Source organism: Isoptericola sp. NPDC056605 (assembly GCF_042792795.1).
Classification (GTDB): domain Bacteria; phylum Actinomycetota; class Actinomycetes; order Actinomycetales; family Cellulomonadaceae; genus Isoptericola.
Genome location: NZ_JBHTVT010000026.1, coordinates 19,120 through 36,921 on the forward strand (window position 1 = coordinate 19,120; position 17,802 = coordinate 36,921).

At 74.1% G+C, this 17,802-nt stretch carries 17 protein-coding genes; 3 read left to right on the top strand and 14 right to left on the bottom strand.

What is annotated here, in order from left to right:
- Positions 1–101: 101 nt before the first annotated feature.
- From hisF to ACFQ8Y_RS20140, 10 genes are all read right to left on the bottom strand, one after another.
- Positions 102–875: an imidazole glycerol phosphate synthase subunit HisF gene (gene hisF / locus ACFQ8Y_RS20095; RefSeq protein WP_430551852.1), complete on the bottom strand. Its 774-nt coding sequence runs from the start codon at positions 873–875 to the stop codon at positions 102–104.
- Between the two features lie 46 nt (positions 876–921).
- On the bottom strand, positions 922–1,905 hold the full coding sequence (locus tag ACFQ8Y_RS20100; RefSeq protein WP_430586542.1) for an FKBP-type peptidyl-prolyl cis-trans isomerase: 984 nt from the start codon (positions 1,903–1,905) through the stop codon (positions 922–924).
- 236 nt (positions 1,906–2,141) lie between these two features.
- Positions 2,142–3,503, bottom strand: a complete 1,362-nt coding sequence (gene pafA, locus ACFQ8Y_RS20105; protein ID WP_430551850.1) for a Pup--protein ligase — start codon at positions 3,501–3,503, stop codon at positions 2,142–2,144.
- Positions 3,504–3,574: 71 nt separating this feature from the next.
- Positions 3,575–4,297: a proteasome subunit alpha gene (gene prcA, locus ACFQ8Y_RS20110; RefSeq protein WP_430551849.1), complete on the bottom strand. Its 723-nt coding sequence runs from the start codon at positions 4,295–4,297 to the stop codon at positions 3,575–3,577.
- On the bottom strand, positions 4,294–5,199 hold the full coding sequence (prcB, locus tag ACFQ8Y_RS20115) for a proteasome subunit beta (protein WP_430563725.1): 906 nt from the start codon (positions 5,197–5,199) through the stop codon (positions 4,294–4,296). The genes prcA and prcB overlap by 4 nt, the downstream gene beginning before the upstream one ends.
- Positions 5,200–5,205: 6 nt before the next feature.
- Positions 5,206–5,403, bottom strand: a complete 198-nt coding sequence (locus ACFQ8Y_RS20120) for a ubiquitin-like protein Pup (RefSeq protein ID WP_430551847.1) — start codon at positions 5,401–5,403, stop codon at positions 5,206–5,208.
- A gap of 227 nt (positions 5,404–5,630) precedes the next feature.
- Complete coding sequence (dop, locus tag ACFQ8Y_RS20125; protein ID WP_430563759.1) at positions 5,631–7,364, bottom strand: depupylase/deamidase Dop; 1,734 nt, start codon at positions 7,362–7,364, stop codon at positions 5,631–5,633.
- A 125-nt stretch (positions 7,365–7,489) separates the two neighbouring features.
- Positions 7,490–9,157 carry a proteasome ATPase gene (gene arc / locus ACFQ8Y_RS20130; RefSeq protein ID WP_430551846.1) on the bottom strand — a complete coding sequence of 556 codons (1,668 nt, stop codon included), beginning with the start codon at positions 9,155–9,157 and terminating at the stop codon, positions 7,490–7,492.
- A 179-nt stretch (positions 9,158–9,336) separates the two neighbouring features.
- Complete coding sequence (locus ACFQ8Y_RS20135) at positions 9,337–10,296, bottom strand: tRNA (adenine-N1)-methyltransferase (RefSeq protein WP_430551867.1); 960 nt, start codon at positions 10,294–10,296, stop codon at positions 9,337–9,339.
- A 109-nt stretch (positions 10,297–10,405) separates the two neighbouring features.
- A complete protein-coding gene (locus ACFQ8Y_RS20140; protein WP_430563726.1) occupies positions 10,406–11,527 on the bottom strand; it encodes a site-2 protease family protein in 1,122 nt (373 codons plus the stop codon).
- Between the two features lie 65 nt (positions 11,528–11,592).
- Here ACFQ8Y_RS20140 and ACFQ8Y_RS20145 point away from each other — a divergent pair, with 65 nt between their 5' ends.
- A complete protein-coding gene (locus ACFQ8Y_RS20145; RefSeq protein ID WP_430551844.1) occupies positions 11,593–12,474 on the top strand; it encodes a RecB family exonuclease in 882 nt (293 codons plus the stop codon).
- Here the strand turns inward: ACFQ8Y_RS20145 and ACFQ8Y_RS20150 are convergent.
- Positions 12,464–13,177, bottom strand: coding sequence for an HAD family hydrolase (locus ACFQ8Y_RS20150; protein ID WP_430551843.1), 714 nt, complete (start codon positions 13,175–13,177; stop codon positions 12,464–12,466). The two genes, ACFQ8Y_RS20145 and ACFQ8Y_RS20150, sit on opposite strands and share 11 nt — an antisense overlap.
- A 105-nt stretch (positions 13,178–13,282) precedes the next feature.
- Here ACFQ8Y_RS20150 and ACFQ8Y_RS20155 point away from each other — a divergent pair, with 105 nt between their 5' ends.
- Positions 13,283–14,179, top strand: coding sequence for a PAC2 family protein (locus tag ACFQ8Y_RS20155; RefSeq protein WP_430551842.1), 897 nt, complete (start codon positions 13,283–13,285; stop codon positions 14,177–14,179).
- A 28-nt stretch (positions 14,180–14,207) separates the two neighbouring features.
- Here ACFQ8Y_RS20155 and mshC read toward each other — a convergent pair whose 3' ends face one another.
- A complete protein-coding gene (gene mshC / locus ACFQ8Y_RS20160; RefSeq protein ID WP_430586543.1) occupies positions 14,208–15,491 on the bottom strand; it encodes a cysteine--1-D-myo-inosityl 2-amino-2-deoxy-alpha-D-glucopyranoside ligase in 1,284 nt (427 codons plus the stop codon).
- 42 nt (positions 15,492–15,533) lie between these two features.
- A complete protein-coding gene (locus ACFQ8Y_RS20165; protein WP_430551840.1) occupies positions 15,534–16,406 on the bottom strand; it encodes an undecaprenyl-diphosphate phosphatase in 873 nt (290 codons plus the stop codon).
- Positions 16,407–16,457: 51 nt separating this feature from the next.
- Here ACFQ8Y_RS20165 and ACFQ8Y_RS20170 point away from each other — a divergent pair, with 51 nt between their 5' ends.
- Complete coding sequence (locus ACFQ8Y_RS20170; protein ID WP_430551839.1) at positions 16,458–17,423, top strand: aldo/keto reductase; 966 nt, start codon at positions 16,458–16,460, stop codon at positions 17,421–17,423.
- On the opposite strand, the gene ACFQ8Y_RS20175 is transcribed toward ACFQ8Y_RS20170, so the two are convergent.
- A complete protein-coding gene (locus ACFQ8Y_RS20175) occupies positions 17,405–17,764 on the bottom strand; it encodes a primosomal protein (RefSeq protein ID WP_430551838.1) in 360 nt (119 codons plus the stop codon). The two genes, ACFQ8Y_RS20170 and ACFQ8Y_RS20175, sit on opposite strands and share 19 nt — an antisense overlap.
- Positions 17,765–17,802 lie beyond the last annotated feature (38 nt).

Below are 17,802 nucleotides of genomic sequence, written 5' to 3' on the forward strand. Positions count from 1 at the left end.
GCCAGACGAGCGTCGCCGAGCGGCGCAGCCTCGACCCGGTGAGCGCGGTCGTCACGGCTCCGCTCGTCGTCCGCGAGGGTGTCGTCCGACCGACCCCGTGCTCACCTCCGCACCTCGATGCCCGCCTCGGCGAGCGCCGCCTTGACCTGACCGATCGACAGCGTGCCGAAGTGGAAGACGCTCGCGGCGAGCACGGCGTCGGCGCCCGCCCGGGCCGCGGCGACGAAGTGCTCCGGCACCCCGGCGCCTCCCGACGCCACGAGCGGCACGTCGACCCTCTCCCGCACCGCGGCGAGCATGTCGAGGTCGAAGCCGGAGGTGGTGCCGTCGGCGTCCATGGAGTTCAGCAGGATCTCGCCCGCGCCGAGGTGCGCGGCGCGCGCGGCCCACTCGACGGCGTCGATCCCGGTGCCGCGGCGGCCGCCGTGGGTCGTGACCTCGTAGCCCGAGGCGGTGACGGTCTCCCCGGTGACGCGGCGGGCGTCCACGGACAGGGTGAGCACCTGGCGCCCGAAGCGCGCGGCGATCTCCGCCACCAGCTCGGGCCGGGCGATGGCGGCGGTGTTGACGCCGACCTTGTCGGCCCCGGCGCGCAGCAGCCGGTCGACGTCGTCCGTGGACCGGACGCCGCCGCCCACCGTGAGCGGCACGAACACCTGGTCGGCTGTGCGGCGCACCACGTCGACCATGGTGGCGCGGTCGCCCGACGAGGCGGACACGTCGAGGAACGTCACCTCGTCGGCGCCCTCACGGTCGTACCGGGAGGCCAGCTCCACGGGGTCGCCCGCGTCACGCAGGTTCGTGAAGTTGACGCCCTTGACGACCCGTCCGTCGTCGACGTCGAGGCACGGGATCACGCGGACGGCCACGGACATGCGGGACTCACCCTTCCTTTGCTGCTGTCGTCGCTGCTCTCGCCGGCTAGTCGCCGGGCGGCTCCTCCGGTGCGTCCTTCTCCGGGTCGCCGCCGTCGTCGCCCTTGCCCTGGCCGGTCGACTCGTCCTCGGTCACCTGGAAGTGCGCGTCCAGGATGTCCACGACGTAGACCAGGGTCTCGTCGGCGAGGTCGCTGCTGGTGCCACCGTAGCCGAGGCCCGGGGGCACCACGAGCAGCACCTGCGAGCCCACGGTCTGCTCGATCAGCCCCTGGTCGAGGCCGTCGACGAGCTGGCCGATGCCGACCGTCGCGGACTGCGGCCGCGTCCCGGCGCTCCACGTGGTGTCGAACTGCCGCCCGTCGCTCCACCGCACCGCGGTGAACCGCATCGTGACGACCTGCCCCACCTGCACCTGCGGTCCCGTGCCCCGCACCAACGGCTGCACCTGCAGGTCGGAGGGCGGGTCGGCCTTCGTCGGCACGGTCACGCTCGGGGTGCCGTCGTCGCGGCGCTCGACGGTGGGGAGCCCCTTCGCCGCGGTCACCTCGGCGCCCGCCGCGTGCGTGGGCAGCACGTCGACGACGAGGATCACGGGCACCCCGCCGTCCTCCTCCAGCAGGAGCATCCGCGCCCCCACCTTCTGGCCCCGCAGCGTGTCGTAGAGGTTGGAGCCGAGCGACTCCGGCGACATCGTGTACCACCCCGGCGCGTCGATGTACGTGCTCGAGATCACAGTGCCGTCGCGGCCGTCCTCGGCATACATGTTCAGCAGCACGGGCTCCCCGTCCACGACGGGATCGCCGGACCCGGGCCACACCGTCCGCGCCCCGGCCTGCACCACGTCGTAGGGCTGCTCGTAGTCGAGGGCGGGCGGTTCCCCCACCGCTCCCGACACCTGCACGGGCGCCGCCGACGGCGCGGACGACGGCCGCTTGCCCAGGTCCTCCAGCACCGACGAGCCGCACCCGCCGAGCACGAGCGCACCGCCGAGCAGCAGCGAGATCAACAGGGACAGACGGCGGAGCACCGCGACAGTCTGCCACGCCCGCCGCTCACCCTGATCAGCGGTCCGCGCCCGCACCTGGCCGCAGGCCGACGACCTGCAGTGTCCGCGGGGGTCGCCTCGCCGACGTCGGCCCGGAGCCGGTGCACCGAGCGGGGCGCGGCGGTTTCTCCGCGCGGACGTATCCCTCCCGAAGTGGAGGGCGCCCTGGCGCCCGTGAACGCGTCCGCGCGGAGAAACTGCCGCGCCCCGCGCCCGAACTACATCGACTCGATCAACCGGTCCACGCGCTCGTCGACGCTCTTGAACGGGTCCTTGCACAGCACGGTGCGCTGCGCCTGGTCGTTGAGCTTCAGGTGCACCCAGTCCACGGTGTAGTCCCGGCGCGCCTCCTGCGCGGCACGCACGAAGTCTCCCCGCAGCTTGGCGCGGGTGGTGGGCGGCGGCACCGCCGTCGACTCGAACACCTCGAGGTCGGTGACCACGCGCTCCACCATGCCGCGCGCGGCGAGGAGGTTGTACAGCCCCTCGGTGCGGGAGATGTCGTGGTAGGCGAGGTCGAGCCGGGCGATGCGCGGGTCGTCCAGCGGCAGGTCGTGCTTGGCCTGGTACCGCTCGATGAGCTTGAGCTTGATGACCCAGTCCAGCTCGCGGTCCACGAGGGTCAGGTCGCCCGACTCGAGAGCGCGCAGCCCGCGCTCCCACAGGTCGAGGACCTGCTTGACGACGGGGGTGGCACCGGAGTGCGCGTCGACGTGCTCACGCACGCGGTGGAAGTACTCCCACTGGATGTCGACGGCGGTGGCGGTGCGCCCGTTGGCGAGCTGGACGGGGTGCAGCCCGGTGCGGTCGTGGCTGATCTCGCGGATCGCGCGGATGGGGTTCTCGAGGGTGAGGTCGCGCATCGGCACGCCCGCCTCGACCAGGCGCAGCACGAGGTCGGTGGCGCCGACCTTGAGCATCGTGGTCGGCTCGGCCATCGACGAGTCGCCGACGATGACGTGCAGGCGCCGGTAGCTCTCCGCGTCGGCGTGCGGCTCGTCGCGCGTGTTGATGATCGGCCGGGAGCGGGTGGTGGCGCTGGAGACGGCCTCCCAGATGTGGTCGGCGCGCTGGGACAGGCAGTAGACGGCGCCGCGCGGGGTGGCGAGGACCTTCCCGGCGCCCGTGAGCACCTGGCGGGTGATGAGGAACGGCACCAGCACCTCGGACAGGCGCGAGAAGTCGCCCTGCCGGCGCACGAGGTAGTTCTCGTGGCAGCCGTAGGAGTTGCCGGCGGAGTCGGTGTTGTTCTTGAACAGGTGCACCTTGCCGGACAGGCCCTCGTGCTCGAGCCTCTGCTGCGCGTCGGCGACCAGCCCCTCGAGGATGCGCTCGCCGCCCCGGTCGTACGCGACGAGCTGATGCACGTCGTCGCACTCCGCCGTCGCGTACTCGGGGTGCGACCCGACGTCGAGGTAGAGGCGCGAGCCGTTGCGCAGGAAGACGTTCGAGCTCCGCCCCCACGCCACGACCTTGCGGAACAGGTAACGGGCCACCTCGTCCGCGGACAGGCCGCGCCCGTCGTCCGCCGCGCACGTCACCCCGTACTCGGTCTCCAGACCGAAGATCCTGCGGTCCACGACGTCTCCCCTCGCTCGGCCCTGTTGCCGGACGTGCTGCCCGACCTGCTCGCCCGTCTCAGGCGCCTGTCTCACTCACCCTGCTGCTCGAGCAGCCCGGCCAGCGTCGCGCCCTGCAGCCGGCGGAACGCGCGCCGCCGGCCCGCTCGCTCCAGCACCGCCACCTCGAGGCCGGCGGGCGCGATCTCGCGCTCCTCCCCCTCGGCGGCGACGGACCCGTCCGACCCCACCGCCCCGAGGGTGCGCACGGCGAGCGTGAGCACCTGCGGGAGCGTCATCCCCTCGTGCCAGGCCTCCGCGACCCGCGCGCCCAGCTGCTCGGCCTGGCCGCCCATGACGACGTGCCCGTGCTCGTCCGCGACCGAGCCGTCGTAGGACAGCCGGTAGATCTGGTCGGCGGCCGGGGTGTCCCCGACCTCCGCCACGACCAGCTCGACCTCGAGCGGCTTGGACTCGGTGGTGAACACGGTGCCGAGCGTCTGCGCGTACGCGTTGGCGAGCCCCCGCGCGGTGACGTCGGTGCGGTCGTACGAGTACCCGCGCAGGTCCGCGTAGCGCACGCCGGCGACCCGCAGGTTCTCGAACTCGTTGTACTTGCCCACCGCGGCGAACGCGATGCGGTCGTAGATCTCCGAGATCTTGTGCAGCGCGCGCGACGGGTTCTCCGTGGCGAACGCGATCCCGCCGGAGTAGGCGAGCACGACGACGGACCGACCGCGGGCGATGCCCTTGCGGGCGAAGTCCGCCCGGTCCTTCATCAGCTGCTCGGGCGAGACGTAGAACGGCATCGTCATGCGTGCGCACCCCCCTGGTTCCCGGTCCGGGGACCGCCGGCGGGGCGGTCGCCGTGGGCGGCCCGGTGGGCGGCCCCGCGCTCGTCGACGATCCGCGCGACCGTCGCGGCGAGCTCGTCGTCCGCCACCCGGCGCACGCCGTCGGCGGTCACGACCGTCACCACGGGCCAGATCTGGCGCACGGGGTCGGGGCCCCCGGTCGCGCTGTCGTCGTCGGCCGCGTCGTAGAGCGCCTCGACCGCGACGCCGACCGCGGCGTCGGCGTCGAGCCCGGGCCGCCACAGCTTCTTCAGCGCCCCGCGCGCGAACACGGAGCCCGAGCCGACCGTGTGGTGGTCGTGCTCCTCGTACCGTCCGCCGGTGACGTCGTAGCTGAACAGCCGCCCGTACCCGCGGTCGAGGTCGTAGCCCGCGAACAGCGGCACCACCGCGAGCCCCTGCAGGGCGAGAGGCAGGTTGCCGCGGATCATCGTGGACAGGCGGTTGGCCTTGCCGTCGAGCGACAGCAGGGAGCCCTCGATCTTCTCGTAGTGCTCCAGCTCGAGCTGGAAGAGGCGCACGAGCTCGATCGCCACGCCGGCGGACCCCGCGATGCCGACCACCGAGTAGGCGTCGGCGGCGAAGACCTTCTCCATCTCCCGGCTGGCGATGAGGTTGCCCGCCGTGGCGCGGCGGTCGCCCGCCATGATCACGCCGCGGCCGCCGTCGTCCGTGCCGAAGGTCAGCGCGACGATCGTGGTGGCGTGCGGCGCGAGGCCGTCCGCGGGCGCACCCGCGCCGCCGACGTCGCGACGCCCCGGCAGCAGGTCGGGCGCGTGGCCGGCGAGGAAGTCCACGAACGAGGACGAGCCGGGGCGCAGGAACGCGTCCGGCAGCCGTCCCGAGGTGTCAGCGTGGGTCATGGGCGCTCACTGACCGCCCTTCTGCACGAAGCCGCGGACGAACGACTCGGCGTTCGTCTCGAGGACCTCGTCGATCTCCTCCAGCAGGGCGTCCACCTCGGCGTCGCGCTCGGACGCCGCAGGGGCGACCGGGGCGGGGGCGTCCGCGTCGTCGTCGGGCGTGCGGTCCTCGTGCTGCGGGTTGATCCGTTCCTGACCGGCCATGGTCCGCCTCCTTCGCTGCTGCGGAGCCCCCGTGAGGAGCTCCGGGAGAGTCTCGCGACGCCAGCCTATGCGCTGCGGCCGACACCGCGCGGCGACGTCCACGCCGGTTGCGCCGAGGGCTGAACGACTCCACCCGCGCACGGTCCACGCACGGTCCGGAGGACGTCGTCGCCGGTCAGCGCCGGTCAGCGCCGGTCAGCGCGGGTGAGCGGACGGTCGGCCCGCGCTCATCCCTCGCCGCGCAACCCCTTGAGCAGCGCCGCCGCGTCGGGGCTGGCGTCGAGGAGGGCGCCGATGTGGGCCCGCGTGCCCCGCGACGGGTCGAGCATGGGCACCCGCTGCAGGGCGGCGGCCCCCGGGACGTCGAAGATCACCGAGTCCCAGCTCGCGGCCGAGACCTGGTCGGCGTACCGGGCCATCACCTCGCCGCGGAACCACGCCCGCGTGTCCGCCGGTGCGTGGTGCACCGCGTCCGCCACCCGCTCGTCGTCCACGAGCCGCTCGACGGCGCCGGACGCGACGAGCCGGTGGTAGACGCCGCGCTCGGGCCGCACGTCCGTCCACTGCAGGTCCATCGCGTGCAGCCGGGGATGGTCCCAGCCGAGCCCGTCCCGCGACCGCATCCGCTCCAGGAGCCGTCGCTTCGCCACCCACTCGACCTCGCGCGCACAGGTCGCCGGGTCCGTGCCCAGCCGCTGCAGCACCGACCGCCAGCGGTCCAGCACCTGCGCGGTCTCGTCGTCGCCCGGCGTCTCCCCGGGCACGTCGACCGAGCCGTCACCCGGACCCCCGAGCGCCGCGACCGACCGGGCGACGACGTCCGCGTACGCCTCCTGGATCTCCAGCGCCGTGAGCCGGCGGCCGTCGGCGAGGTCGAGCCGCGCGGTGAGGGCGAGGTCGCGCGACACCCGCTGCACGTCGGCGACCGGGTCCGCGAGCCGCAGCGCGGCGAGCTCCTCGCGGGCGGGCACGCCGGCCTCGGCCAGCTCGTCGAGGTGCTCGAGCACCCACAGCACCAGCGAGGTGGTGCCCAGCTTGAGGAACGTCGCGACCTCGAAGAGGTTCGCGTCGCCGATGATGAGGTGCAGGCGCCGCCACCGCGTGCGGTCCGCGTGCGGCTCGTCGCGGGTGTTGACGATCGGGCGGCGCAGCGTGGTCTCCAGCCCCACCTCCGCCTCGATGTAGTCGGCGCGCTGGGAGAGCTGGAAGCCCGCCTCCGAGCCCGTCGGGCCGAGCCCGACCCGACCCGACCCGGCGAACACCTGCCGCGTGACGAGGAACGGCGTCAGCAGCTCGACGAGCGTGCCGAACGGCAGCGCCCGGTCCACCAGGAAGTTCTCGTGCGTGCCGTAGCTGGCGCCCTTGCCGTCCACGTTGTTCTTGTAGAGCACCACCTCGCCGCCCGGCACCTCCGCGAGCGACCGCACCGCCGCGAGCATGACCCGCTCCCCCGCGACGTCCCACAGGACGCCGTCGCGCGGCCCCGTGACCTCGGGCGACGAGTACTCGGGGTGCGCGTGGTCCACGTAGAGACGAGCGCCGTTGGTGAGGATGCAGTTCGCGGCGCTCGGGTCGTCGTAGTCCTCCACGGACGGCCGCTCGACCTCCTCCGGCTCCTGCCGCGCGGCCCGCGCCGCGCGCCCGCGCGCCGTGCCGCCCGGGGTGCCGGCCGCGGAGGCCACCTGGGCCGACGCCGGCGTGCTGCCCGTCGTCGGGCCGGAGGGCGCGGGGCGCGACGGGTCGTCGGTGAGGAGCGAAGGGTGCGCCGACGCGCGCTGGAGGTGGAATCCCCGGGCGTCCTGCAGCGGGTCCTCGTCGTCGTAGTCCCACCGGGCCGGCGGACGGGCGCCCGCCCGCGCCACCAGGGCGCGGTACGTCATGACCACCTGCGAGCTCATGAGCATCGGGTTGGCCATGGGCCGCCCCGGTGCCAGCACGCCGTACTCGGTCTCGATCCCCATCACGCGACGAACGCTCACGCCACCACCCTAGGTGGCCACGAACGAGATCGAGGTACCCGTCTCGAAGTCGACCCACGGTGGGTCGGCCTCGTGACGGGCACCTCGATCTCGTGGCGGCGCGGGGACTACAGGTACTGCCCCGTGCTGGTCACCGTGTCGATGGTGCGCGGCGTGCCGTCGCCGCCCTTCTTCTGGACGATCGTGCGGATGAAGACGATGCGCTCGCCCTTCTTGCCGCTGATGCGCGCCCAGTCGTCGGGGTTGGTGGTGTTCGGCAGGTCCTCGTTCTCCTTGAACTCGTCGACGCACGCCGACAGGAGGTGCTCGACCCGGATGCCCCGCTGACCCGTGGCCAGGAAGTCCTTGATCGCCGACTTCTTGGCCCGGTCCACGACGTTCTGGATCATCGCGCCGGAGTTGAAGTCCTTGAAGTACAGGGTCTCCTTGTCGCCCGACGCGTAGGTCACCTCGAGGAACTGGTTCTCCTCGTCCTCGGAGTACATCCGCTCCACCACGCTGTTGATCATCGCCGCGACGGCCTCGGTGTGGCTGCCGCCGTGCTCGGCCAGGTCGTCGGGGTGGATGGGCAGCTGGGGCGTGAGGTACTTGCCGAAGATCTCGGTGGCACCCTCGGCGTCCGGCCGCTCGATCTTGATCTTCACGTCCAGCCGGCCCGGCCGGAGGATCGCGGGGTCGATCATGTCCTCGCGGTTCGAGGCGCCGATGACGATGACGTTGTCGAGCCGCTCGACGCCGTCGATCTCGGCGAGCAGCTGCGGCACGATCGTGGTCTCGACGTCCGACGAGAGGCCGGTGCCGCGGGTGCGGAACAGCGACTCCATCTCGTCGAAGAACACCACGACGGGCGCCCCCTGCGTCGCCTTCTCCCGGGCGCGCGCGAAGATCAGGCGGATGTGCCGCTCGGTCTCGCCCACGTACTTGTTGAGCAGCTCCGGGCCCTTGACGTTGAGGAAGTAGCTCTTGGCCGTGGGGTCGCCGCCCTGCGCGCTGGCGACCATCCCGGCGAGCGAGCTGGCCACCGCCTTGGCGATGAGCGTCTTGCCGCACCCGGGCGGCCCGTACAGCAGCACGCCCTTGGGCGGCCGCAGCCCGTGCTCGCGGAAGAGGTCGGGGTGGGAGAACGGCAGCTCGACGGCGTCGCGGATCTGCTCGATCTGCGGCCCCAGCCCGCCGATGTCCTCGTAGGCGATGTCGGGCACCTCCTCGAGGACGAGCTCCTCGACCTCCGACTTCGGCACCACCTCGTAGACGAACCCGCTGCGCAGGTCGACCGTGAGCGCGTCGCCCACCCGCAGCTCGGCGTCCACGACCGACCCGGCGAGCCGCACGACCCGCTCCTCGTCGGCGCGGCCGACGACGAGCACCCGCTCGGCGTCGAGGACCTCCTTGACGGTGACCAGCTCACCGGTCCGCTCGTAGCCGCCGACCTCGACCACCGTCATGGCCTCGTTGAGCTTGACCTCCTGGCCGGGCCGCAGCTCGGCGACGTCGAGCCCCGGGCTCGCCTGCACGTGCATCTTGCGGCCGGCCGACGAGATGTCGACCGAGCCGTCGTCGTGCGCGGCGAGGAACGTCGCGTACGTCCCCGGGGGCTTGGCGAGCTCGTCGATCTGGCCCTTGAGCTCCACGATCTGGTCGCGGGCGGCGCGGAGCGCCTCGGCGAGCCGCTCGTTCTTGGCGGCGAGGAGGGCGAGCTGTGCGTCGTGGCTCGGTCCGGTGGGCAGCGCCGGCTGCTCCGGTCGAGGCTCCGGGCGGACAGGGTTGTCGGACATCGCATCCCCTCTCGTGCGGCCCGGGTGGCCGCCTCCCCGGACGGGAAGGTGCCCCCGGAGTACAGCACCCTAGACATCAACACGGGTGTCCGGGGGTTCATTTCACGGAGCGGTCGCGAGGTTCACACGACCGAGACCTTCCGGTGACCTGCCGCGGCTCCGCGGCCTCCCGAACGACCTCAGCCCTGCGCGTCGTCCGGGGCGACCCCCAGGTCGCGCCGCACACGACGGATCTTCTTGTCCGACACGGCGCGCTCGCCCAGCTCCTCCTCCGACCACTCGGCGTCCGGGGCGGGGTAGGAGCCCTTGGCCGGGCGGCGGGTGCGCTCGGGCGGCGCGACGCCGTCGGCGAGCCGCCGCGCCGTGATGAGGAAGCCGGTGTGCCCGATCATCCGGTGCTGCGGGCGGACCGCGAGGCCCTCGAGGTGCCAGCCGCGCACCATCGACTCCCAGGCCTGCGGCTCGGCGAACCGGCCGTCGGCGCGCAGGTCCTCGGCCGTGCGGGACAGCTGCGTGGCGGTCGCGACATAGCAGACGAGCACGCCGCCCGGCGCGAGCGCGCGCGCCACGGGGTCGACGTTCTCCCAGGGCGCGAGCATGTCGAGCACGACGCGGTCGACGCTGCCCGGCTCCGCCACGGTGGGCAGCACGTCCGCGAGGTCGCCGACCGACAGCCGCCACGCCGGGTGCTCGCCGCCGAAGAACGACTCGACGTTGCCGCGCGCGATCGCCGCGAAGTCCTCGCGGCGCTCGATGGAGTGCAGCTCGCCGGCGTCGCCCACGGCGCGCAGCAGCGACATCGTCAGCGCCCCGGAGCCGACACCCGCCTCGACGACGCGTGCACCGGGGAAGATGTCGGCCATCTGCACGATCTGGCCGGCGTCCTTGGGGTACACGACGGCGGCGCCGCGCGGCATGGACAGCACGTAGTCGCTCAGCAGGGGCCGCAGGGCGAGGTACTCGATCCCCGCCGTGTTGGTCACGACCCACCCCTCGGGCCGGCCGATGAGGTCCTCGTGGCGGAAGTAGCCCTTGTGCGTGTGGAACGTGCCGCCGGGCTTGAGCGTGATGGTGTGCAGCCGCCCCTTGGGGTCCGTGAGCTGCACCCGGTCCCCCTCGCGCAGCGGGCCCCGGCGCAGGTCCGCACCCGTGGCGCTGCCGGTCGGGTCGACGGTCGGGCGGTTCTCGGGCGCGGTGGCGTCGGCGTCGGTCACGACGGGCGAGTCTACCGGCCCGCCCGCCGGCACCTCATCGACGGAGCGCGGCCGCGACCCGCGCCACGTCGAGCACCCCCGTGAGACGGCCCTCGTCCACGACCGGCACCACCCGCGCGCCCGACGACCCGTGGGCGAGGCGGTCGAGCAGCTCGTCGCCCTCGAGCTCGGGACCCACCGCCGAGCCGGGCGGGAACGGCACGACGACGGCCTCCACCGGCGTGGCGGCGGCCTGGTCGGCGGGCACGCTCGCGACGGCGCCGGGATCCACCCAGCCCACGGGCTCCCCGGCCGGCCCGACGACGGCCACGACCGCGCCCGGCTGCCGCGCGGCCGCGTCGGAGACCCCGGCGACCGTGGCGGTGACCGGGAGCACGACGGCGGGTACGGCGAGGCCCCGCGCGGACAGCCCCGCGACCCGGGCCCTGGTCTGCGCGCCCTTGATGGCCTCGCCCGCCCCGGACCACAGGAACGCGCCGATGAGCGCCGCCCACGCGACCGTCACCCAGGACGGCCTGCGCCCCTCGAGCAGCGGCCAAAGCAGCGCCACCGCCAGCACGCCGACCGCGACCACGCGCCCCACCCAGCCCGCGGCGAGCGTGCCCCGCGAGCGCGAGCCCGTCGCGCCCCAGACGGCGGACTCGAGGATCTGCCCGCCGTCCAGCGGCAGCCCGGGCAGCAGGTTGAAGAACCCGACGAACGCGTTCGAGAACGCCCCGGCCAGGAGCAGGGCCGTCGCGACGGACGACACCGGTTGCAGGAGGTACACGACCCAGAACGCGGCCGCGAGCACGAGGTTGGTCAGCGGGCCGACGACGGCCACGAGGGCACCGTCGAGCGGGCGCCCGCCCGACCCCGTGTAGGCGGTGTGACCGCCCCAGAGGGTCAACGCGATCTCGGTGACGCGGTGCCCGCGCGACCGAGCGACGAGGGCGTGGGCCACCTCGTGCAGGAACACGGACCCGAAGAGCAGGAGCACGAAGGCGGCCGCGACGACGAGCACCGCCGTCGTGCCCAGCTGGGGCGCGAACCACGTCCGTACCGAGGGCGCGAACACGAGGGTCAGGACGACGGCGCCGAGGAACCACGACGGGGTGACGAGGACGGGCGCGCCCGCGATGCGGCCGACCACCCATCCCCGGGAGCGAGAGGTCACCCGGTCAGGCTATCCGGCGCCGGCCGCCCTACGGCCTGTCGGCGCTCGCCCGTAGGGTGGCGCGCATGACGACGACCGCCGCGCCCGACCCGTCGCCGACGGCGTCACGGGTCCCGGCGCTGTCGCCGTCGCGCGCCGCCGACTTCATGCGCTGCCCCCTGCTGTTCCGGTTCCGCGTGGTCGACCGGCTGCCCGAGCCCCCGGCGTCGGCCGCCGCGCGGGGCACGCTGGTGCACGCCGTGCTCGAGCGGCTCTACGACGCGCCGCGCGGCGAGCGCACGCCGGAGGCGGCGGCCGCCCTGCTGCCCGTCGAGTGGGAGCGCCTCGTCGAGGCGGAGCCGCGGTACGCGACGCTGTTCGACGAGGGCGGCGACGCGGCCGGCACCACGCCGTCGGAGTGGCTCGGCCGGGCGCGGCGGCTCGTCGGCACGTACTTCACGCTGGAGGACCCCAACCGGCTGGAGCCCGAGTCCCGGGAGCTGCGCGTCGAGACGTCGCTCGACGACGGGCCGGTGCTGCGCGGGATCGTCGACCGGCTCGACGTCGCGCCCGGCGGCGCGCTGCGCGTGGTCGACTACAAGACGGGCCGGGCGCCCGGGCCGGGCTTCGAGGGCGCCGCCCTGTTCCAGATGCGGTTCTACGGCCTGGTCCTCTGGCGCGAGCGCGGCGAGGTGCCGCGCATGCTGCAGCTGCTCTACCTCGGCGACGGCCAGGCGCTGCGCGCGGAGCCGGCCGAGCGGGAGCTCGAGGCCACGGAGACCAAGGTGCGTGCGCTGTGGTCGGCGATCCAGGACGCCGCGCACAGCGGGGACTGGCGGCCGCGCCGCAGCCGCCTGTGCGGATGGTGCGCACACCAGTCGCTCTGCCCCGAGTTCGGCGGCACGCCGCCCGTGATTCCCGCCGACGCGCTGCGCGAGCGGCTCGGGGTGGACCCGGTCAGGACGTGAGGTCCACGACCTCACCGGCGCCGATGCGTGCGAGGGTCGCCAGGTCGACCTTCTCGAGCGACGCGGCGCGGCTGAGCCCGTCGAGGTGCGGCACCGGCACGACGGCCTCGACGCCCAGCGTCGCGATCCCGGCGGCGCGCGCCGAGGCGATGCCGGTGGGCGAGTCCTCGATGGCGACGCAGGCGGCGGTGTCGACGCCGAGCCGCTCCGCGGCGAGGAGGTAGGGCTCGGGGTCGGGCTTGCCGCGGGTCACCTGGTCGCCCGTGACGAGCGTCGCGAACGCGCCGTCGGGCCCGCGCGAGACGACCTCCTCGGCCAGCGTCGAGTAGCTCATCGTCACCAGCGCGCACGGCACGCCCGCCTCGGCGAGCGTGGTGAGGAGCTCCAGCGCGCCCGGCCGCCACGGCACCTCCTCGCGCACCTGCTCGACGACCTGACCGAGCAGGCGGTCGACGATCGCGTCGACCGGCAGGTCGACCCCTCCCTGGTCGCGCAGGATCGTCGCGGAGACGGTCAGCGCGTTGCCGACGAGCTGCAGCGCCTGCTCGTGCGTCCACGTGCCGCCGTGCTCCGCGACCAGCTCCTGCTCGGCCCGGATCCAGTACGGCTCGGTGTCCACGAGGGTGCCGTCCATGTCCCACAGGACGGCCGCGGGCAGGGTCGGGGTGGCGGTCTGCGGGGCGGGGGCGAGGGTCTCGGGCACCCGTCCATCGTACGGACCGGGCGCCGCCGGTCCGCCCGTCGGGACGCGTGAGACCGGACACCCGGGCCTGCCCGTGGCCGGGCCGGCGCTGTATACGCTGGACGGATGACGACCGAGCCGGAGACCACCGGGCGCCACGCCGCGCGGCAGACCGTGATGATCGCCGCGTTCGAGGGATGGAACGACGCCGGCAGCGCCGCCACCGCCGCCCTGACCCACCTCGCCCACGTGTGGGACGCCCGCCAGGTGCGCGAGCTCGACCCCGAGGACTACCACGACTTCCAGGTGAACCGGCCCGTGATGGAGACCGGCCCGGACGGGGAGCGCTCGATCACCTGGCCGACCACGACGGTCTCCGTGGCCGAGCTGCCCGACCGGACCGTGGTGCTGGTGCACGGCATCGAGCCGTCGTTCCGGTGGCGCTCGTACTGCGCCGAGCTGCTCGACCTGGCCGCCGAGCTGGGCGTCCGCACCGTCGTGACCCTGGGCGCCCTGCTGGCCGACGTGCCCCACACCCGGCCCATCCCCATGACCGCGACGACGGAGAGCTCGGGCCTGCAGGCGGTGCTCGACGTCGAGCCCAGCACCTACGAGGGCCCGACCGGCATCGTGGGCGTGCTGCAGCACGAGGCCGACCGGCGCGGGTTCCAGGCGGTGTCGCTGTGGGCCGCCGTGCCCCACTACGTGGCCAACCCCCCGTCGCCCAAGGCGACCCTCGCGATCCTCACCCGCGTCGAGGAGCTCATCGCCGCGCCGGTACCCCTCGGCGACCTGCCCGAGGACGCCGAGGCGTGGCAGCACGGCGTCGACGAGCTCGCGTCGGACGACGCCGAGATCGCCGAGTACGTGCAGCAGCTCGAGGAGGCGAAGGACACCGCCGACCTGCCCGAGGCGACGGGCGAGGCCATCGCGCGGGAGTTCGAGCGCTACCTGCGGCGGCGCGACGTCGGCGGCGAGAAGGGCACCGACAAGGGCGGCGACAAGGGACCCGACAAGCCCTGACGCCGGGCCCGGCGTCAGGGCGGCGAGGTCAGAGGCGGACGCCGAGGAGCGCGTTCACCGCGCGCGCCAGGACGCCGGGCGCGCCCTCGTGGTCGTCGGTCGTGTCGCGGCCGGGCGCGAGCGCCAGGTCGGCCCAGCGGTCCACGGCGGCGAGCGCGGCGGGGCCGTCGAGGTCGTCCGCGAGCGCCGCGCGCAGGGCGGCCAGCGTCGCGGTCGCGTCGGGTCCGCCGTTGCCGGAGACGGCGGTGCGCCACCGCTCGAGCCGCGCGACGCCGGCCTCGAGGTCGGCGTCGGTCCACTCCCACTCGGTGCGGTAGTGGTGCGCCAGCAGCGCGAGGCGGATCGCCATGGGGTCCACGCCCGCGCGTCGCAGCGCGGAGACGAACACGAGGTTCCCCCGCGACTTGCTCATCTTCTCGCCCTCGTAGGCGACGAGCCCGGCGTGCACGTGCACCCCGGCACCGCCGCCGCCCAGCAGGCGGTCGTGCGAGGTGGACATCTCGTGGTGCGGGAAGAGCAGGTCGGCTCCCCCGCCCTGCAGGTCGAACGGCAGGCCCAGCCCGTCGCGGGCGATGACCGCGCACTCGATGTGCCAGCCGGGACGCCCGGTGCCGAGGGACGCGCCGTCCCACGCGGGCTCGCCGGGGCGCTCCCGGCGCCACAGCAGCGGGTCGAGGGCGTTCTTCTTGCCCTCGCGCTGCGGGTCCCCGCCACGCTCGGCGAACAGGGCCTCCATCGTCGCCGCGTCGAGCCTGGCCACCTGCCCGAAGTCGCGGTCGGCGGAGAGGTCGGCGTACACGTCGCCTAGGCCCGGGTCGTCGCCGCCTGCCCCCGGCTCGATCGGCACCCGGTACGCGGCCCCCTCGTCCAGCAGCCGCTCGACGGCGGCCACGACGGCGGGCACGGACTCGACGGCGCCGGTCCAGGTGGCGGGCGGCACCATGCCGAGGGCGGTCATGTCCTCGCGGAAGAGCGCGATCTGGTCGGCCGCGAGATCGCGCCAGTCGACCCCGGTGGCGTCCGCACGCTCGAGCAGCGGGTCGTCGACGTCGGTGACGTTCGAGACGAAGGTCACGTCCTTGCCGGCGTCGAGCCACGCCCGGTGCAGCAGGTCGAACGCCAGGTAGGTGTTCGCGTGCCCGAGGTGGGTCGCGTCGTACGGGGTGATCCCGCAGACGTAGTAGCGGGCGGTGCCCCCCGGGGCCGGGTCCACGAGCCGCCCGGTGCTGCTGTCGTGCACCCGGACGGGGGTGCGGCGGCCGTCGGCCGGTTCGGGGAGCTCAGGGATCTGCGGAGTGGGCCAGGAACGCACGCGCTCAGGCTACCGGCCCTTCGCCGAGACCAGATCACCTGGTCAGACGACGATGCCGCCGTTCGCGGTCAGCACGCCGGTCAGGAGCAGGACCACGACCACGGCGGCGAGGCCGAGGCGGTACCAGACGAACGGCATGAACGAGTGCGTGGTGATCAGCTTGAGGAACCCGATGATGACGACGTAGCCGACGACGAACGCGACGAGCGTGGCGACCAGGGTCGCGCCCGCGCCCGGCGACCCGGGGGCCGGGTCCTCGCCCACGGACTTGGCGAGCTGGTAGAAGCCCGACATCAGCACCGCGGGGATGGCCAGCAGGAACGAGTAGTCCGCGGCGGCCTTGCGGGTGAACCCCATGAGCAGCCCCGCGGTGATCGTGCCCCCGGAGCGCGACACTCCCGGGATGAGCGCGAGCGCCTGGGCGAATCCGAACCCGATCGCGCGCTTCGGGTTGAGCTCGTCGAGCCGACGGGTGCGGCGGCCGATCTTGTCCGCCCACCCGAGCAGCAGGCCGAAGACGACCAGGGTCGTGACGGTGATCCAGAGGTTGCGCAGGTAGGTCTCGATCTGGTCCTGGAAGAGCAGGCCGAGCACACCGATCGGGATCGAGCCGAGGGCGATGTACCAGGCCATGCGGGCCTGGTCGTCGTGGGCGCCCATCCGCGAGCGCCAGTCGCTGCCGTGCGTGCCCACGAGGGACTTCCACCAGGCGACGCAGATGTCCCGGATGGTGCGGCGGTAGTAGAGCAGCACGGCGGCCTCCGTGCCGATCTGGGTGATCGCGGTGAACGCGGCCCCGGGGTCGGTCCCGCCGAGCAGCTCCCCCACGATGCGCAGGTGCGCGCTCGAGGAGATCGGCAGGAACTCGGTCAGGCCTTGGACCAGGCCGAGCAGGATCGCTTCCCAGGCATTCACGGGCGGTCACACTACCCGGACCTGCAGGGTTTCCCGGTAGCGTGGCCCGCCATGGAGCGTCGTCAGGTGGGCCGTACGGGCCTGCGCGTGTCCGAGCTCGGCCTGGGGACGATGACCTGGGGCCGGGACACCGACGACCTGGACGCGGCGGAGCAGTTGCGCGACTTCGTCGACGGGGGCGGGACGCTCGTCGACACCGCCGCGACGTACGGCGACGGGGACGCGGAGCGCGTCATCGGCTCGCTGCTGGACGGCAAGGTCTCGCGCGACGAGGTGGTGCTGTGCACCAAGGGGGGCGTGCGGGCGGGCCGCTCGGGCGCCCGCGTCGACGCCTCCCGGGCGGGCCTGCTCGCCGACCTCGACGCGTCCCTCGCCCGGCTGGGCACCGACCACGTCGACCTGTTCCTGGTCGCCTGCCCCGACCCGGCCACGCCGCTCGCCGAGACGGTGTCGGCGCTGCGGCTCGCGGTGGCCTCCGGCAGGGCCCGCTACGTCGGGCTCTCGAACCACCCCGGCTGGGCGTCCGCCCGGGCCGCGACCCTGCTGGAGGCGGACGGCACCGGGCTCAGCGCGCTCGAGCTGGAGTACTCCCTGCTGCAGCGCGGCGCGGAGCGTGACGTGGCCCCCGCCGCCGACGCCCTCGGGCTCGGGCTGCTGGCCTGGTCACCCTTGGGGCGCGGCGTGCTCACCGGCAAGTACCGGCGGGCAATCCCGGCGGACTCCCGCGCGGCGTCGGCGCACCTCGCCGCGTTCGTCGACCCCTACCTGGACGCGGCCGCGTCGTCCGTCGTCGAGGCCGTCGCCACCGCGGCCGACGGGCTCGGGCGTGCGCCGCTCGAGGTCGCTCTCGCCTGGCTGCTGGCCCGCGACACGGTCGCGAGCGCGATCGTCGGGGCGCGGACGCCGGCGCAGCTGCGGGCGTCGCTCGCCGCCACCGACCTCGACCTGCCGGGCGAGGTCCACGCCGCGCTCGACGACGTCTCCGCCCCGGAGATCGGCTACCCCGAGCGCTGGTAGGCCTGCCCCGGGGCGTCGGCCGGGCGGTCGGCGGGCGAGCCCGCCAGGTCGGGACCCTCGAGGTCCGTGTCGAGCTCGGCGTCGAGGTCGTCGTCCCCCTCGTCGTCGTCATCGTCCTCGTCGTCGTCCCCGTCGTCGTCCCCGTCGTCGAGGAAGAAGGGCGTGACCTCGGAGTAGACCTGGGCCAGCGAGTCCTCGTAGACCTCGAACGCGTCGGCCAGGACCTCGTAGGCGTCGTCGACCGCAGGATCGTCGTCGCCCCGGCGGGTCGACACCGCGTGGTAGTGGGCCTCCAGCGCGGCGACGAAGCGGTCCAGCGCGGCACGCGGGTCTGCGGTCATGCTCTGACCGTAGCGCCCCACGGGGCACAATGGGCAGA

What these genes read in the sequence shown, in the direction of transcription:
- ACFQ8Y_RS20120 (WP_430551847.1), bottom strand. Translation starts at nt 5,403, where the DNA reads ATGGCCGGTCAGGAACGGATCAACCCGCAGCACGAGGACCGCACGCCC.
- hisF (WP_430551852.1), bottom strand. Translation starts at nt 875, where the DNA reads ATGTCCGTGGCCGTCCGCGTGATCCCGTGCCTCGACGTCGACGACGGA.
- dop (WP_430563759.1), bottom strand. Translation starts at nt 7,364, where the DNA reads ATGGGGATCGAGACCGAGTACGGCGTGCTGGCACCGGGGCGGCCCATG.
- ACFQ8Y_RS20145 (WP_430551844.1), top strand. Translation starts at nt 11,593, where the DNA reads ATGACGACGACCGCCGCGCCCGACCCGTCGCCGACGGCGTCACGGGTC.
- ACFQ8Y_RS20155 (WP_430551842.1), top strand. Translation starts at nt 13,283, where the DNA reads ATGACGACCGAGCCGGAGACCACCGGGCGCCACGCCGCGCGGCAGACC.
- prcB (WP_430563725.1), bottom strand. Translation starts at nt 5,199, where the DNA reads ATGACCCACGCTGACACCTCGGGACGGCTGCCGGACGCGTTCCTGCGC.
- prcA (WP_430551849.1), bottom strand. Translation starts at nt 4,297, where the DNA reads ATGACGATGCCGTTCTACGTCTCGCCCGAGCAGCTGATGAAGGACCGG.
- arc (WP_430551846.1), bottom strand. Translation starts at nt 9,157, where the DNA reads ATGTCCGACAACCCTGTCCGCCCGGAGCCTCGACCGGAGCAGCCGGCG.
- ACFQ8Y_RS20170 (WP_430551839.1), top strand. Translation starts at nt 16,458, where the DNA reads ATGGAGCGTCGTCAGGTGGGCCGTACGGGCCTGCGCGTGTCCGAGCTC.
- ACFQ8Y_RS20175 (WP_430551838.1), bottom strand. Translation starts at nt 17,764, where the DNA reads ATGACCGCAGACCCGCGTGCCGCGCTGGACCGCTTCGTCGCCGCGCTG.